This window comes from Confluentibacter citreus, assembly GCF_002807055.1.
Taxonomy (GTDB): domain Bacteria; phylum Bacteroidota; class Bacteroidia; order Flavobacteriales; family Flavobacteriaceae; genus Confluentibacter; species Confluentibacter citreus.
On the sequence record NZ_NIXN01000004.1, the window covers coordinates 42,846 to 59,196 of the forward strand.

Annotated in this window: 15 protein-coding genes; 9 read left to right on the forward strand and 6 right to left on the reverse strand. The window is 33.0% G+C overall.

What is annotated here, in order from left to right; all coding sequences use genetic code 11:
• The first annotated feature begins 38 nt into the window (after positions 1–38).
• Genes CDH49_RS09485 through CDH49_RS09495 form a run of 3 tightly spaced genes read left to right on the forward strand, consistent with a single transcriptional unit; the run spans position 39 to position 3,852 of the window.
• A complete protein-coding gene (locus tag CDH49_RS09485) occupies positions 39–1,991 on the forward strand; it encodes a M1 family metallopeptidase (protein ID WP_100615284.1) in 1,953 nt (650 codons plus the stop codon).
• 44 nt (positions 1,992–2,035) lie between these two features.
• Positions 2,036–2,944, forward strand: a complete 909-nt coding sequence (locus CDH49_RS09490; protein ID WP_100615285.1) for a patatin-like phospholipase family protein — start codon at positions 2,036–2,038, stop codon at positions 2,942–2,944.
• Positions 2,941–3,852, forward strand: a complete 912-nt coding sequence (locus tag CDH49_RS09495) for a patatin-like phospholipase family protein (protein ID WP_100615286.1) — start codon at positions 2,941–2,943, stop codon at positions 3,850–3,852. The genes CDH49_RS09490 and CDH49_RS09495 overlap by 4 nt, the downstream gene beginning before the upstream one ends.
• A 2-nt stretch (positions 3,853–3,854) precedes the next feature.
• On the opposite strand, the gene CDH49_RS09500 is transcribed toward CDH49_RS09495, so the two are convergent.
• Entirely contained in the window at positions 3,855–4,376 is a 522-nt protein-coding gene (locus CDH49_RS09500) for a DUF7935 family protein (protein ID WP_100615437.1), read from the reverse strand.
• Positions 4,377–4,474: 98 nt separating this feature from the next.
• Here CDH49_RS09500 and CDH49_RS09505 point away from each other — a divergent pair, with 98 nt between their 5' ends.
• A complete protein-coding gene (locus CDH49_RS09505) occupies positions 4,475–6,046 on the forward strand; it encodes a hypothetical protein (protein ID WP_100615287.1) in 1,572 nt (523 codons plus the stop codon).
• Positions 6,047–6,140: 94 nt separating this feature from the next.
• Entirely contained in the window at positions 6,141–8,474 is a 2,334-nt protein-coding gene (locus CDH49_RS09510; RefSeq protein WP_100615288.1) for an ATP-dependent helicase, read from the forward strand.
• A gap of 21 nt (positions 8,475–8,495) precedes the next feature.
• Here the strand turns inward: CDH49_RS09510 and CDH49_RS09515 are convergent, their stop codons facing one another.
• Positions 8,496–9,350, reverse strand: a complete 855-nt coding sequence (locus tag CDH49_RS09515; RefSeq protein ID WP_100615289.1) for an alpha/beta hydrolase — start codon at positions 9,348–9,350, stop codon at positions 8,496–8,498.
• 47 nt (positions 9,351–9,397) lie between these two features.
• On the opposite strand from CDH49_RS09515, the gene CDH49_RS09520 reads away from it, so the two are divergent.
• Both CDH49_RS09520 and CDH49_RS09525 read left to right on the forward strand, forming a co-directional pair.
• Entirely contained in the window at positions 9,398–10,018 is a 621-nt protein-coding gene (locus tag CDH49_RS09520; RefSeq protein ID WP_100615290.1) for an L-threonylcarbamoyladenylate synthase, read from the forward strand.
• A gap of 19 nt (positions 10,019–10,037) precedes the next feature.
• Positions 10,038–10,379 carry a VOC family protein gene (locus CDH49_RS09525; protein WP_100615291.1) on the forward strand — a complete coding sequence of 114 codons (342 nt, stop codon included), beginning with the start codon at positions 10,038–10,040 and terminating at the stop codon, positions 10,377–10,379.
• 53 nt (positions 10,380–10,432) lie between these two features.
• Here CDH49_RS09525 and CDH49_RS09530 read toward each other — a convergent pair whose 3' ends face one another.
• The 3 genes from CDH49_RS09530 to CDH49_RS09540 form a co-directional block, all read right to left on the reverse strand.
• Positions 10,433–11,269, reverse strand: a complete 837-nt coding sequence (locus tag CDH49_RS09530) for an OmpA family protein (protein WP_100615292.1) — start codon at positions 11,267–11,269, stop codon at positions 10,433–10,435.
• Positions 11,270–11,363: 94 nt separating this feature from the next.
• On the reverse strand, positions 11,364–12,353 hold the full coding sequence (locus CDH49_RS09535) for a glycosyltransferase family 2 protein (RefSeq protein WP_100615293.1): 990 nt from the start codon (positions 12,351–12,353) through the stop codon (positions 11,364–11,366).
• A 45-nt stretch (positions 12,354–12,398) separates the two neighbouring features.
• On the reverse strand, positions 12,399–12,845 hold the full coding sequence (locus CDH49_RS09540; RefSeq protein WP_100615438.1) for a type I restriction enzyme HsdR N-terminal domain-containing protein: 447 nt from the start codon (positions 12,843–12,845) through the stop codon (positions 12,399–12,401).
• Positions 12,846–12,943: 98 nt separating this feature from the next.
• On the opposite strand from CDH49_RS09540, the gene holA reads away from it, so the two are divergent.
• Positions 12,944–13,948 (forward strand): DNA polymerase III subunit delta, encoded by a 1,005-nt coding sequence (gene holA / locus CDH49_RS09545; protein ID WP_100615294.1) that lies wholly within the window; start codon positions 12,944–12,946, stop codon positions 13,946–13,948.
• A gap of 33 nt (positions 13,949–13,981) precedes the next feature.
• Positions 13,982–14,848 carry an SMP-30/gluconolactonase/LRE family protein gene (locus CDH49_RS09550; RefSeq protein WP_100615295.1) on the forward strand — a complete coding sequence of 289 codons (867 nt, stop codon included), beginning with the start codon at positions 13,982–13,984 and terminating at the stop codon, positions 14,846–14,848.
• Here CDH49_RS09550 and CDH49_RS09555 read toward each other — a convergent pair.
• Positions 14,839–16,332, reverse strand: a complete 1,494-nt coding sequence (locus CDH49_RS09555; RefSeq protein WP_100615296.1) for a YfcC family protein — start codon at positions 16,330–16,332, stop codon at positions 14,839–14,841. The two genes, CDH49_RS09550 and CDH49_RS09555, sit on opposite strands and share 10 nt — an antisense overlap.
• Positions 16,333–16,351: the final 19 nt, after the last annotated feature.

Here is a 16,351-nt window from a genome sequence, read left to right on the forward strand (position 1 = left end):
TATTATTATTTTGGCTTAACCTTTGTTACAAAGAGCTTATGAAGTTTATTATCAATCTTTTCATCATATTCTTTTGTTTCTTGATACAAGCGCAACAGACTGAATATGTTGATTTTAGGACAGCTAAAGCGGATATTGTTTTTGGAGATTTGCTTAAAAAAGAAGTTTCTGGAACGGTGTCTTATGGATTTACTATTTTAAAAGATATTGACTCTGTTTATATAGATGCGGTTGATTTTGCTGAAATAAAGTATGTTTTAGACGGAAAGCAAACGGGGAGTTTATATGATGGAAAGCATCTAATTATAAAGCATCCTTTCAAAAAAAATAGTCACCATAAAATAGATGTTGTTTGGAATACAAGCCCTAAAAAAGCCATGTATTTTATTGATTGGGACAATAGTGGGGACAATCAACAGATTTGGACTCAAGGTCAAGGAAAATACACGAGTAATTGGTTGCCCAGTTTTGATGATATGAATGAAAAGGTTGAATTTGATTTAACCGTCGCGTTTGACAAAAACTATGAAGTCATTGCCAACGGAAAACTAACAAATAAACAAATCAACGACTCAACAGCAACATGGCATTACGATATGCAACAGCCCATGTCCAGTTATTTAGTGGCCTTAGCCATTGGTAAATACGATAGAAAAGTAGAAACTTCAAAAAGTGGTATTCCTTTAGAGATGTATTACTATCCCAACGATTCATTAAAGGTTGAGCCAACGTATCGTTACACCAAACAAATGTTCGATTTTCTAGAGGAAGAAATTGGAGTTGCTTATCCTTGGCAAAATTATAAGCAAATACCGGTTAAGGATTTCCTGTATGCCGGTATGGAAAATACCAGTGCTACCATTTTTTCGGATACGTATTTAATAGATTCCATCTCGTTTATTGATAAAAACTATGTGAATGTCAATGCCCATGAATTGGCGCATCAATGGTTTGGCAATTTGGTGACTGAAATGTCTGGCACACATCATTGGTTGCAAGAAGGCTTCGCGACGTATTATGCATTGTTGGCTGAAAAGGACATTTTTGGAGACGACCATTACTATTGGCAATTGTATCAATATGTCCAAGAATTATTGGAACAAGATAAAGTAGGCGGGGGCACTTCGCTTTTAGATCCAAAATCAAGTAGTACAACGTTTTATAAAAAAGGTGCTTGGGTGTTACACATGTTGAGAGCGCAAGTAGGCGATAAGGCTTTTAAATTGGCTGTTAAGAATTATTTAGAAAAGCATCAATTTAAAAATGTTGAAACCAATGATTTTATAAGTGAAGTTGAGAAGGCGAGTGGACAGGATTTAAGTGAATTTGTGAGAATCTGGTTAGAAAGTAAGGTGTTTGATAATGAAAAGGCTATGGAAAGTTTGAAAAAATCTACGTTTATTCAAGAATATCTAAGTGTTGATTGTAAAGAGAACACCTCTAAATGTGCTGATTATTTAACTTCAAATATGTCTGATGAAGCCAAAATTAGAGTGGTTTCACAAATGTCAAATCAATTAAAAAAGGAGCATTTTAAGGCTAGTTTGAAAGTGCGTCAAGCAATTGCAAAGTCTCTTTCTAAAATTCCTTCAGAATTAAAGAAAGATTACGAAACGCTCTTAGAGGATGAGTCATATATCACGATTGAATTGGCATTGTACAATTTGTGGAATAATTTCCCTGAAGATAGGCATAGGTATTTGACCAAAACAAAACAACTTCAAGGTTTTAATGACAAAAATATAAGAACACTTTGGCTAACATTAGCTTTGGTTACTGAGGGTTTTGAACCAGAAAATAAGTCGGTTTACTTCGAAGAATTGACCAATTACACACATTCAAAGTATCATTTTGAAGTCCGCCAAAATGCCTTTCAATATTTAAAATTGATAAACGCTTGCAATGAAACCTGCCAAGAAAATTTAGAACAAGCTACAAAACACCCTGTTTGGCAATTTTCAAAAATGGCAAAAGACCTGCTTACAAATTAGTAGCTATTTTTAAAATGTTATATTTAACCATTAAAATTTTCTAAATGAAAGCTTTGGTTATATCTGGAGGTGGTAGCAAAGGCGCTTTTGCAGGCGGTGTTGCGCAGTATCTTATTGAAAGCAAAAGGCGAGATTACGACATGTTTATTGGTACATCTACTGGGAGTTTATTGGTGTCTCATTTAGCTTTAAAAAATGTTGAAAAAATAAAAGAGGTCTATACAAGTGTTACCCAAGATTCTATTTTTGATACTTGCCCGTTTCTCATTAAAAAGAAAAAGGGAGGTATTGAAACCATAAAAATACATCACGTTAATGTGATTAAAAACTTTTTAAAGGGCAGTAAAACATTTGGAGAAAGTAATAATTTAAGGCTACTTATAAAAGAAACGTTGACACAAAGTGAATTTGATACATTAAAGAAAAGCAGAAAAGATATCGTAGTTACCGTTTCAAATTTATCATTAAACCAAGTGGAATATAAATCCATCAAAGATTGTGATTATGAAGAGTTTTGCGAATGGATTTGGATTTCATGTAATTATATTCCTTTTATGTCTTTGGTGAAAAAAAATGGCTGCGAATATGCGGATGGTGGCTTGGGTTCTATGATTCCAATTGAAGAAGCCATAAAAAGAGGTGCTACAGAAGTGGATGCCATTATTTTGCAAACCGAGGTGTCCCAATTAAATAGAATGCCATCATTAAATCCATTTTCATTAATGACCAACATGTTTTCGTTTATGCTTGACAGAATAGAAGACCAAAATATAAAAATAGGCAAGTTTGTTGCTTCCAATCAAAACGCCATCATAAATTTTTATTATACGCCTACGGTCTTAACAACTAATTCCTTAATTTTCGAAAAAGAGAAAATGACCAAATGGTGGCAAAGTGGTTTGGAGTATGCCAGATATAAAAATGAACAAGTAAGTCCTTTAAAAGCAGAATGAGAGCATTAGTGATATCTGGAGGCGGTAGTAAGGGAGCCTATGCGGGTGGTGTTGCCCAATATTTAATTCAAGAAGAAGGCAGGGAATATGATCTGTTTTTAGGAACATCAACAGGTAGTTTATTGATACCTCATTTGGCCGCTGGTAAAATTGAAAAAATCCATAAAGTATTTACCAGTGTCAAACAAAGTAATATTTTTAATATTAATCCTTTTGTACAACGAAGAAAGGAAGGTAGGGAATATGTATCCATTAACTTTTTAAACACCCTCATTCAATTCGCAAAAAGGAAACGAACTTTTGGCGAAAGCAAAGCCCTTTTACGCTATTTAAAGCGAAATTTCACTGAAGAAGAATATCATTTAATTCAGATGACTAAAGAAGATGTGGTTGTAACGGTTTCTAACTTATCAAAAAATAGGATTGAGTATAAATCTATAAAGGATTGTACGTATGATGAATTTTGTAATTGGATATGGATTTCCTGTAACTACATCCCGTTCATGTCTTTGGCAACGGTTGATGGATTTGAATATGCTGATGGTGCTTTTGGTTGTGTAGTGCCTATTAGGGAAGCTATTTTAAGGGGCGCTACAGAAGTGGATGCCATTATTTTGGAATCTGAAAACATGGAATACAATAAAGTATTGGGCAAAAATCCGTTTTCACTTATGATGAGTTTGTTTGGTCATTTATTAGATGGCGTTGAGAGAAGCGATATTACTATTGGGAAGCTTGCCGCCAAAAACAAAGATGTAAAGCTTAATTTGTATTATACACCCTCTAAGCTTACCGAAAACTCTTTAGTTTTTAATAAAAATCTTATGGTGTCATGGTGGCAACAAGGTTTTGATTATGCCAAAGAAAAGTGTGCACAAGGCAGGTTTAACGAATTAAGAAGGGATTAATACTAAAATATATCCGCAATTTCATCTTTTATTAAAGAAAGTGCCGCTTCACTAGGTGAGCGCCTCTCCATCATTTCGGTTAAAATAACCTCTCTCAATTTGTCTGCCGAAGTCGTTTTTTCAGATAAACTAGCTTTTCTAATCAATTGAATAGTGGCATTTTTAGCAGCCAAAATAATGTTCCAACATTTCTCACTCACATAAATTTGCTGAGTTAAATTATGCTCTAATTCTATTTCAATGGTTTGTATAAGTAAAGCTTCGTAATCTTCTTTATTTAAATTGTTTGGAGATATTCTAATAAGAAGTTTACTAGGAGACATCCTCTCTAAAAAAAGCGTTAGGCGCTCATAAGCTTGTAGTCGTGTTGGTAAGGCGCTAACCTGTAATTCTTTCTTTAGTAAAAAGCGTCTTCTGCCATCCTCATTTTTGGTATGCTCTTTAAAAAAATAGTATGCAATTAGCCCAGTAATTAGTGAAGGAATGGCAAATAATAGCATATCGATAAACCGTTGAGAATCCATAACAATCATTATTTAAGTTTATAAATTGAAACCAACTTAAAGTGTAAAGATATTTAAAATATGTTGTTATAAAAGTATTGAAAGCCTATCTTTATTTAATGGACAATAGATTGAAAAAAGGATTAGTTATAGGTTCATTGGTGTTGTTGATACTGGTTATAGGGGCTTTAGTGGCAAATGTTATTATTAAAAACAGACTAAAAGAAGGTCTGAATAATTTTTCTGAAACCATAAAAGTTGAATATCAAGACATCCATGTTAATTCCCTAAATGGAAGCGTAGGATTAATAGGTCCAAAAATTTCTGTTTTGGGAAAAACAACCAACAAAATAAATGTTCAAATTAGGTTAAAAGAGTTATCTATTAATGATTTCAGCTATTGGGATTATTTTTTTAATGATAAAATTAATGTAAAAAGCATTTCTTTTGATCAGCCTCAAATAATCTACCATCATAATAGTTTAGTAAACTTAAAATCTTCTCAAGATTCATTTGAAGGTTCCTTTAAGAAGGATGTTGAAATTGGAGCTATTAAAATAATCAATGGCCATTTATCGGTTTTTGATGTGGCTAATGATTCGTTGCTATTAAAATCTGAAGAAATTAATGCCAGAGTTAACGCGGTTGTCATTAAAAAGTCAAACCTTAAAGATAAAATACCCTTTGCTTTTCAGGATTATCATTTAACTTATAATAATATGTTTTATAAGCTTAATGATTATGAAAACCTATTTGTAAGCCAAGCTAATTTCAATGCAGATTTTTATAAGATTAAAAACGTATCCATAAAAACGAAATATTCTAAGGAAGCCTTATCAAAAAAGATTGCTGTAGAACGAGATCATTTTGATTTAACCATCGATTCCTTATTAGTTAATAATCATGATTTTGGGGTAAAAAACGATTCAGCATTCTATTTTAAAAGTGATCAAATTAATTTTTATCAGCCTAAACTTATCATTCATAGAGATAAATTGGTTGTTGATAATTTGAATTATAGATCACTGTATAGTAAAACATTAAGAAATTTTAACTTTGGTATTGCTTTAAGTAAAGTTTATTTAAACAATGCTACTGTGGTTTATACCGAAAAGGTTAATGACGACCCCAAAGGAGGAAGACTTGAATTCTCAAATTTAAATGCTGAAATCAATAATTTGAGTAATACTTATAAAAAGAATGAAACTAAAACAACAATTCATATTGATGCGATTTTTATGAAAAACACGCCTTTGAATGTCCAGTGGGATTTTGATGTGATGGATAATAGTGATGAATTTATATTCAAAGCAGACATAGGGGCATTGGATGCAAACCACATGAATCAATTTATGGAGCCTAATCTTAATTTAAGATTGAATGGGATAATCAATAAAAATTATTTTACTATCAACGGGAACGACCTTACATCACGTATAGATTTGAAATTGCAGTACGATAATTTTGATATTGTAATTTTAAAGAAAGGCGGTAAGGAAAAAAATAAATTGCTGTCAGGATTAATCAATCTTTTTGTTTCAAAAGACAGTAAGAATAAATCTAGCGAATTTAGACATGGTCATGGAACCAACATAGAAAGGGATAAAACAAAATCGGTATTTAATTATTTGTGGCTCAACATAAAAGCAGGTTTATTAAATGCGATGACAGGTGATGGTGAACAAAACTAAACTTATTAAAAGTTAATTGTTTATAATTATTGATTATAAAAACCAGCTAAAAGGTTAACAATAGTTAATTTCACACCACAAATTACAATAAGTTTTGGAAAAGTATTTAAGTCAGTTAAACGATGCACAGTTAGAGCCCACTATACAAAAAGATGGGCCCATGATTATTATTGCTGGCGCAGGTTCTGGTAAAACACGTGTGCTTACATTTAGAATTGCTTATTTGATGAGTCAGGGCGTGGACTCTTTTAATATTTTGGCTTTAACATTTACCAACAAAGCCGCAAAGGAAATGAAGGAGCGTATCGCTACCATTGTTGGAAGTAGTGAAGCTAAAAATTTATGGATGGGAACTTTCCACTCTGTTTTTGCTAGAATTTTACGCAGTGAAGCTGATAAATTGGGTTATCCAAGCAATTTCACGATTTACGATACTCAAGATTCAGATAGGTTGGTAGGTGCCATCATCAAAGAAATGAATTTAGACAAGGATATTTACAAGCCTAAACAAATACGTTCAAGAATATCATCTTACAAAAATAGTTTAATTACTGTTCGTGCGTATTTCCAAAATCCGGAATTAATAGAAGCAGATGCCATGGCTAGACGACCACGTTTAGGCGACATCTATAAAGAATATGTAAACAGATGTTTTAAGGCAGGCGCCATGGATTTCGATGATTTGTTATTGAAAACCAATGAGCTTTTAACACGTTTTCCTGATGTATTGATGAAATACCAGAATAGGTTTAAGTATATTTTGGTTGATGAGTATCAAGATACGAATCACTCTCAGTATTTAATTGTTAGAGCGTTGTCCGATAGATTCCAAAATATATGTGTTGTTGGTGATGATGCGCAAAGTATTTATGCGTTTCGTGGCGCTAATATCAATAATATTTTGAATTTTCAGAAGGATTATGATGATGTTAAAGTTTTTAGATTGGAGCAAAATTACCGTTCTACGAAAAACATTGTCAATGCGGCAAATTCCATCATTGAAAAAAATCAAACGAAACTTGATAAAGTCGTTTGGACGGCCAATGATGAGGGTTCAAAAATAAAAGTACATCGATCTTTAACGGATGGTGATGAAGGGCGTTATGTAGCGAGCACCATTTTTGAAGAGAAAATGAATAATCAGTTGAAGAATAGTGATTTTGCTATTTTGTACAGAACCAATTCGCAGTCTCGTGCGATTGAAGAAGCCTTGCGTAAGCGAGATATTCCGTATCGGATTTATGGTGGCACCTCTTTTTATCAACGAAAGGAAATTAAAGATGTACTATCCTATTTGCGGTTGATAGTCAATCCCGCGGATGAGGAAGCTTTGGTACGCATTATTAATTTTCCACCTCGTGGTATTGGTCAGACTACAATTGATAGATTGGTTGTCGCAGCCAATGGTTATAACCGAAGCATTTTTGAGGTTTTAAAGAATCTTAATAAAGTTGAAATTAATGTAAATTCTGGAACAAAAAACAAGCTTCAGGATTTCGTAATGCTCATAGAGAGTTACCAGGTATTGAATCAAACTGCTGATGTTTTTGAGTTGGCAGAGTATGTTACCAGAACAAGTGGCTTAATTAACGAGTTCAAAAAAGATGGTACACCAGAGGGTGTTACTAGAATGGAAAATATTGAAGAGCTTTTAAATGGAATGAAGGACTTTGTGGAAGGTCAGAAAGAAATAGCCGATACCACAGGGTCTTTAGCGGAATTTTTAGAAGATGTTGCTTTGGCAACCGATTTAGATGCTGATAAAGGCGATGCCAACCATGTGGCATTAATGACCATCCATTTGGCTAAAGGTTTGGAATTCCCGAATGTGTTTATTGTTGGGTTGGAAGAAGATTTATTCCCTAGTGCCATGAGTATGAATACCCGAAGCGAATTGGAAGAGGAACGAAGATTATTTTATGTAGCATTAACACGGGCCGAAAAACAAGCTTATTTAACCTATGCCTTATCAAGGTACCGTTGGGGAAAATTAGTGGATTCTGAACCTAGCCGTTTCATAGACGAAATAGACGAGGAGTATGTGGAAATTTTAACACCACCTGAAGAACTCAGATTTAACCCGATGTTAAGTGCTGATATTTTTGGAGACGTAGAGCCTAATAAAATTCGATTTAAACCAGCCAAACAAGTGGAGTTTAACAAGAGTAAAATTTCAAAAGAAGCCCCTGAAAAATTTCAAGTAACAACGCCTAAAAACTTAAAACCAGTCGGACAAACCAATGGGAACGTTAATTTATTTGATAATAAATTAGTAGTTGGCAATTTGGTTAAGCACATTCGTTTTGGTACGGGAGAAGTCTTGAAAATAGAAGGGACAGGCGCAGATATAAAAGCTGAAATTAATTTTCAACATGGAGGTGTAAAAAAATTATTATTGCGTTTTGCTAAGTTAGAAGTCGTTGGATAACTCTCAAAAACATATGATTGTTTACAGATGTATTTGCAAAAAGGCTTTGAGTTTTATCCAAGTGTCTATTAGTTCTAAGCCTTCCCACCCATGACCTGCGTTTGGATACAATGTGAATTCATGCGTAACACCCAGGTTTTGAAGTTTATCCCTTAAATCCGTTCCTTGGGTAATGGGAATTAAAGGATCTTGTCCGCCATAAAATAAAATAGTTGGTGGTGCCGTAGCGGACACTTGGTGATACGGACTTACTTCTTCTAAGAATGATAACTCCGCATTTACGCCAAAAGAGTTTAGTGATTCCTGTAAAACAGGATCGGTATTGTTTAAGTATGCAGGATCCGTCAAATTGGTAGGTCCCACAATGCTGCAAACCATTTTTATGTTGCTAGAATCATCAAAGGCATAACTCCATAAAAGTGATAAATGCCCTCCCGCGCTAATCCCTATAAATCCGAAATCTTCAGATACAGTGTACTTAGCTTTGTTTTCTTTTAAGTAATTTATAATGGAGGTAATATCCTCAATTTGCATGGGATAAGCACTATTATTGGTATCCGCTAAGCGATAATTAATATTAACAATCGCTACATTTTGGAAATCTCGCTGAATAATATCTTTAATGGGGTTCATATCACTTTTGTCACCAGAAGTCCAACCTCCACCATGGACTAAAATTATTGTTTTAGTAGTTGATGTTCGGTTAGATGGTAAGTATACATCAAAACTTTGGTTCTCATCATTTCCATAAGAAATATCAAATTCTTGATAATATTCAGAGGGGTCTAATGGCTCACCAGACAGTATATCTTCATCCGTTTTGTTTGAACAACTACATATAAGAAATAATAAGAAAATATACTTTAAGTGCTTCATAATAAAAATAATATTTACTTTGTAAACGCTAAAGCAAGATACATATTATGGCAGAGTTTATTAGAATATACGAAGAAAACCCAAATCCGAAAGAGATTGAAAGGGTTGTGGCTATTCTAAAAAGAGGAGGATTGATTATTTATCCTACAGATACGGTGTATGGTTTGGGATGTGATATTACCAATTTGAAAGCGTTGGAACGTATCGCAAGAATAAAGGGCGTAAAACTTGAAAAGGCGAATTTCTCTTTTGTTTGTCACGATTTAAGTCATCTCAGTGATTATGTAAAACAAATTGATAGCTCAACCTTTAAGATTTTAAAACGAGCACTTCCGGGGCCTTATACATTTATTCTTCCGGGTTCCAACACCTTGCCAAATCCTTTCAAAAAAAAGAAAACGGTTGGGATTAGGGTGCCTAAAAATAATATAGCCATTGAAATTGTCAAATTATTAGGAAATCCTATTATTTCGACATCGATACGTGACGAGGATGAAGTTTTGGAATATACTACAGACCCCGAACTTATTTTAGAAAAATGGGATGACTTGGTAGATTTGGTAATTGATGGTGGTTATGGTGACAATCAGGCATCTACTGTTATAGATTTATCTGAAGATGAGCCTATTGTTGTTAGGGAAGGTAAAGGAAGTTTGGAGATATTTTAATTACTAATATTTTAGGATAATGAAAAACAATCAAATAAATTATATCGAATTCAAAGCTCCCTACCTCGAAGAAATCAAAGCGTTTTACAGCAAATGTTTTAATTGGGTTTTTACATATTATGGACCAAATTATATAGCTTTTTCTGAAAGTGGGCTGGATGGCGGATTTGAGAAATCCGACTCAAAAATAATTAATGGTGTATTGGTTGTTCTATATCATGAAGATTTAAGTTTGGTTAAAAATAATGTTGTTCAATTTGCAGGTATTATATCTAAAGATATTTTTTCATTTCTAGGAGGAAGAAGGTTTCAGTTTTTAGATCCAGCGGGTAACGAGCTTGCTGTGTGGTCAGATAAATAATAAAAAAAGCCCAACCTTTCAGTTGAGCTTTCTTATATAATTTTGAATTCTAATTAGTTTTGAACAGAAAGATTTTTCATTTCTTTTTCAACCATCTCATAGAATTGGTCAATTTTAGGTAATACAACTATACGAGTACGTCTGTTTGTAGCTCTGTTTTCAGCAGTATTGTTATCTACTAACGGCACATAATCAGCACGTCCAGCAGCAATAAGTTGTTTTGGATTAACGCCTAAACCTTGTAATACTCTAATGATAGATGTAGAACGTTTAACACTTAAATCCCAGTTATCCAATAACACACCACTTTGGTAAGGCACGCTATCTGTATGTCCTTCAACCATACATTCAAAATCAGGTTTGCTATTTACTACTTTAGCAACTTTTGCTAAAACTTCTTTAGCTCTTGTAGTTACGTTATAGCTACCGCTTTGGAATAATAATTTGTCAGCTATAGAAATAAATACCACGCCTTTTTCAACATTGATTTCAATGTCTGGATCGTTGATACCTACCTCACGTTTTAAGCTAGTCACTACAGCAAGTGTAATACTGTCTTTTTTAGTTAAAGCATCTTGAAGACGAGTAATTTTCATGTCTTTTTCTTTAATGCTTTCTAGTGTTTTTTCTATGTTACTAGCACCTTTTGCAGATAACACTTGTAAATTATCATTGTTTTTTCTTAAATCGGAAACTTGTTCTTCAAGTGCTGTAGCTCTTGCAGTAGCTGTTGCTTTTTCTTCTAAACAAGAATTTAATTTTACTGTTGCAGAATTAAGTAAATCTTGAGTTTCTTTTTGTTTTGCTTGTAAGTCTGTGAACTGTTTTTTTGATACACAAGAACTAAATACCAGCATTGTAGCCAAGCTAAGTAATAAAACTTTTTTCATAATTATTATTAAGGATTAATTTCTAAAATACTAAACACAAAAATATGGAAAATTCGATGTAATTTAACATTTTAACAAAACTTTTATTAATAAACTATAAACATTTATAGGTTGTTTTTTTATTTACGAAGTAATCAATTACAACGGATGTTTTGCTAAAATATTTTATTTTATTTTTTTGGAATTGTCGTTGTTTTAAAAAGTAAGGTAAATACCAATAAAAACTGACATGCGATTTTAAAATGGCTAAGGCATGACTTAGTTTTAAGTCGAATAGAAATTTAATGCTTGCTAACCCATCTAAAAAAAGACGAAAAAACATGAGGGGGAATAAGGGTCCTCTTGCATTTTTGATTAAGGTAAATAAGCTATTTCTAAAATTCAAATACGTTTTTTTTGAACTAGCTTTTGAAAGTGTAGCACCACCTAAATGATACACTTTAGACTGATACACATATTTAATGTTGTAACCCGAATTTTTAGCTCTCCAGCACAAGTCTATTTCTTCTATATGTGCAAAAAAATGTTCGTCAAAACCATTAAGCTTTTTAAATACCTCGCTTCTGATAAAAAAACAAGCGCCAGAAGCCCAAAAGATGTCTGTTATATCATCATATTGTCCTAAATCCTGTTCTACAGTATCAAATAGTCTACCGCGGCAATACGGGAAGCCATATTTGTCAATAAATCCGCCAGCAGCACCAGCATATTCAAAGTAATCTTTGTTCTTGTAATCTAAAATTTTTGGCTGGATGATAGCAGTACTAGGTTCTTTTTCAAATACATTAATAATTGGCGACAACCAATTTTCAGCGACTTCAACATCACTATTCAATAGGCAATAAACATCCGTTTCAATGTGTTTTAAAGCATCGTTATAACCTTTTGCAAAGCCGCCATTTACAGTGTTATTTATAATTTTTATACTTGGGTATTTAGAATTTAAGAAATTAATGGAATCATCAGTTGAAGCATTATCGACCACATAAATCGTAGCCTCTTTTGAATGCTCAACAACAGAAGGCAAAAACTGTTCTAATAGTTTTTTTCCGTTCCAATTTAATATAACGACAGCTATTTTCATTTATGTACCGAATTCAAGACAATTTTATTTTCCCATCACCGTCAACTATACACTATAACTAGGTATATCTTTCAAAAAATTATAAAGTTCATTTTCAAAATCCATTTGGCAATAATAATGATTTAATCCGTTGGTAACAATCAAATATGTAGCCTTTAAAGCCAGGTTATATCTTGCTATTTGGTCAAATGTTACTTGATTAATAGAAATATTCGGTGATTTACATTCGATGATGATTAAAATACTGCCATCTGTATTAAAAACGACTATATCGTAACGTTTCCTTAAATTATTGATTTTTAATTCCTTTTCAACATTAATCAAAGAGATAGGATATTTTTTTTCATTAATTAAATAATGAACGCAATGTTGCCTTACCCATTCTTCGGGTTGTAAAACCACAAATTTTTTACGTATCACGTCGAAAATAGAAATTTTATTTTCGCTATTTTTGAATCGAAACGAAAACTTTGGAAAGTTGAGTTGTTGCAAAACCGTATTTAATATTTTTCCAAAGTTAATCTTCAATAATCAAATACCAAATTCATTGTTTGTTTTTTGAATTTATAATTTTTTGAAATTTCACAGTTTTGGACGACGTAAAACAATTAGTAACCGATATTAAAAATGGTAATATCAAACCTATTTATTTTTTAATGGGTGAAGAACCTTATTATATTGATAGAATTTCAGAATTCATAGAAAAGAATGTCTTGAGCGATGAAGAAAAAGGTTTTAACCAAATGGTTTTGTATGGCAGGGATGTTTCCATTGAAGATATTGTTAGCAATGCCAAGCGTTACCCCATGATGGCAGAACGTCAAGTAATTATTGTTAAGGAAGCGCAAGATTTATCCAGAACCATTGAAAATTTGGCTGGGTATGCTACCAATCCCCAACCCACAACAGTTTTAGTTGTCAATTATAAATACAAAAAAATTGATAAACGCAAAGCCTTATACAAAGCCGTCAATAAAATTGGCGTTATTTATGAGAGCAAAAAATTATATGAAAATCAGGTAGCCGATTGGATTCGTAAAGTGTTAGCTTCTAAGAATTATACCATATCGCCAAAAGCGGCACAAATGCTTGTTGAGTTTTTAGGAACCGATTTAAGCAAAATAAACAATGAACTGGATAAACTCCAAATCATTTTACCAAAAGGAAGTAATATCACGCCAGAAGCTATTGAAGAAAATATAGGGATTAGTAAGGACTACAATAATTTTGAATTACAAAAAGCCATTGGCGAAAGAGATGTTCTAAAAGCACATAAAATTGTCCATTATTTTGCCGAGAATCCAAAAGATAACCCCATGGTTGTTACGGTTTCTTTATTGTTTAATTTCTTTTCGCAATTGCTACATTTTCATGGTTTAAATGATAAGTCGCCTAGAAACATGGCTTCAGCATTAAAAATTAACCCGTATTTTGTTAATGATTATATTATAGCTGCCCGAAATTACCCAATGAAAAAAGTAAGTGGTATTGTTTCTACCTTGCGCGAGTTTGATGTAAAAAGTAAAGGCGTAGGCTCAAACGCCGTTCCTCAAGGCGATTTACTTAAAGAACTATTGGTGAAAATAGTATCTTAGTGTTTTCAATAATCACAATTTTAATATTTATATATGAATAAATATATCTCTGTAGCAGCGATTTTTATCATGATGTTCCAGATGGGCCATTCGCAAAGTAAGCAAACAGAAATGTCATTGACCAAACTTTGGGAAACGGATACGATATTAAAAACAGCCGAAGCTGTGAGATATCATCCTGAAAAAGACATTATTTATGTCTCAAATATTGGAGACGTGCCGCCCAATAAAAAAGATGGTGATGGCTATATTTCTTTGCTTTCTAAAGATGGCAAAATCGTTAAAAAAGATTGGATTACAGGAATCCATGCGCCAAAAGGACTTAACTTTTTTAATGGTAAGTTATTTGTTGGAGATATTGACACGGTTGTTGAAATAAATATAGAAACAGGGAAAATAGAGAAAACACACACTGTAACTGATGCTGTTTTTATTAATGATTTGGATATAGATACCAATGGTGATATTTATGTAACCGATTCTCAGGACGAAAAAATTTTTAAGATTGTTAATGGTGAATCTTCATTGTGGTTAGATGCAAAAGGATTTTATCCGAATGGTATTTTAGTTGAAGAGAATCGTATACTCATATTATCTTCCAGCAAAGGAGAATTGATAGCAATCGATAAAATAACCAAAGAGAAAACGGTATTGGCATTAGGCGTTAGAGGAGGCGATGGTATTGTACCAATCAATGAAGGTTATATACTTTCAGCTTTTCAGGGTGAAATATATTTTGCAGATAAAAATCTGATAAACATGCCTGCAGTAAAATTATTGGATACAAGAGCCAATAAATTGAATACTGCCGATATGTCTTTCATACCGAAAGAAAATGTATTGTTAGTACCTACATTTTATGGAAATACGGTGGTCGCCTATAAATTGAATTATAAATAAACTGAGATTGTCAACATGACCATTGTAAAGACGGTTAAAATAATAACTAAGGGCATTACAAATTTTAACCATTTATCAAAACCAACTTTTACAATTGCTAATGTCGCTAAAATTAACCCTGTAGGACTTATAAAGGCAAACAATCCCATGCCGTATTGATAAGCATTTACAATGGCTTCCCTGCCAATACCAACACCGTCAGCCAACGGAGACATAATAGGCATGGTTAACACGGCCATCCCAGAGGAGGATGGAATAAAAAAGGACAATCCACCATAAATATAAAGCATAGAATTAATAAAAATACCTTTGTTCATGCCGCTTGTTGCATTGCTTGCGTAATATAATAAGGTATCACTAATTTGTCCATCCACCATTAATATAGTGACGCCTCGGGCGATTCCAATAATTATAGCGACACCTAGTAAATCACTCGCGCCTTTTACAAAAGTTTCGACGAATTTATATTCATCTATTTTGGCAATAAAGCCTATTATAATGACTCCGACAAAAAAGACGGTTGTCATTTCCAGAAACCACCACTCTAGTTGAGATACACCATAAATCATAACAACAAAACACATGATAAAGGTGAATAAAATCATTCTTAATCGGTTGGTTAATCGTATTACAGAATGTGTTGAGTTTCCAAAATGTTTTTCAATCTCCTCTTTCTGACTGAAAATTATAGATTTAGAAGGATCCTTTTTAACACGTTGTGCGTAGCGAAGAATGTATAATATACAAATAAGAGTTCCTAAAACCAACATAACTATTCTGCCAGTTAATCCAACAGTCCAATTAATACCAGCTGCATCAGAAGCGATGATCGCACTAAATGGGTTTGTTGTGGAAAAGGTCGTGCCTACTGAAGATCCCACATAAATACACGCCAATGGTACCATGGCATCATATTTTGCAGCCAGAAATATAGGAATGAGAATGGGATAAAAAGCAATGGTTTCTTCAGCAAGACCAAAAGTGGTTCCTCCAATAGCTATTAATGTTGTAACAAAAATAATGAGTAAATATTCCTTTCCTTTTAATACGTTTGCTAACCATGCAATTCCAGATTCAAAAGCTCCAGTAATATTCATAATGCCTATAAGTCCACCAATGAACAAGACAAGAAAAATAATATCCGCCGCTTCAATAATGCCTTTAATAGGGGATTTTATAAATGCAACAATGCCTTGGGGTTTATCATCCACTTTATGATAGGTATTTGGAATGCTAATAGGTTTCCAAATATCTCCGCTAGTGAATTTTTCTATAGGAATTTTAATGTTTAGGGCATTTAGTGTTTCTTGGGTAGCAGCTAAAGTTTCTATTTTATCTAAGCCGGTTCGAGTAAATGTGTTTTCATCTTTATTATAGGCCAAAGAATCAAATTTTCCAGAAGGAATGAACCATGTAAGAATGGCTACGAGACCAGCAATAATAAAAAGTATGGTTTGTGCTGTTGGGAATTTTAATTTTTTCAATCTCTATAAGTTTTAATAT

What these genes read in the sequence shown, in the direction of transcription:
- CDH49_RS09535 (WP_100615293.1), bottom strand. Translation starts at nt 12,353, where the DNA reads ATGAAAATAGCTGTCGTTATATTAAATTGGAACGGAAAAAAACTATTA.
- CDH49_RS09485 (WP_100615284.1), top strand. Translation starts at nt 39, where the DNA reads ATGAAGTTTATTATCAATCTTTTCATCATATTCTTTTGTTTCTTGATA.
- CDH49_RS09495 (WP_100615286.1), top strand. Translation starts at nt 2,941, where the DNA reads ATGAGAGCATTAGTGATATCTGGAGGCGGTAGTAAGGGAGCCTATGCG.
- CDH49_RS09530 (WP_100615292.1), bottom strand. Translation starts at nt 11,269, where the DNA reads ATGAAAAAAGTTTTATTACTTAGCTTGGCTACAATGCTGGTATTTAGT.
- CDH49_RS09515 (WP_100615289.1), bottom strand. Translation starts at nt 9,350, where the DNA reads ATGAAGCACTTAAAGTATATTTTCTTATTATTTCTTATATGTAGTTGT.
- CDH49_RS09490 (WP_100615285.1), top strand. Translation starts at nt 2,036, where the DNA reads ATGAAAGCTTTGGTTATATCTGGAGGTGGTAGCAAAGGCGCTTTTGCA.
- CDH49_RS09505 (WP_100615287.1), top strand. Translation starts at nt 4,475, where the DNA reads ATGGACAATAGATTGAAAAAAGGATTAGTTATAGGTTCATTGGTGTTG.
- CDH49_RS09550 (WP_100615295.1), top strand. Translation starts at nt 13,982, where the DNA reads ATGAATAAATATATCTCTGTAGCAGCGATTTTTATCATGATGTTCCAG.
- CDH49_RS09525 (WP_100615291.1), top strand. Translation starts at nt 10,038, where the DNA reads ATGAAAAACAATCAAATAAATTATATCGAATTCAAAGCTCCCTACCTC.
- CDH49_RS09520 (WP_100615290.1), top strand. Translation starts at nt 9,398, where the DNA reads ATGGCAGAGTTTATTAGAATATACGAAGAAAACCCAAATCCGAAAGAG.
- CDH49_RS09500 (WP_100615437.1), bottom strand. Translation starts at nt 4,376, where the DNA reads ATGGATTCTCAACGGTTTATCGATATGCTATTATTTGCCATTCCTTCA.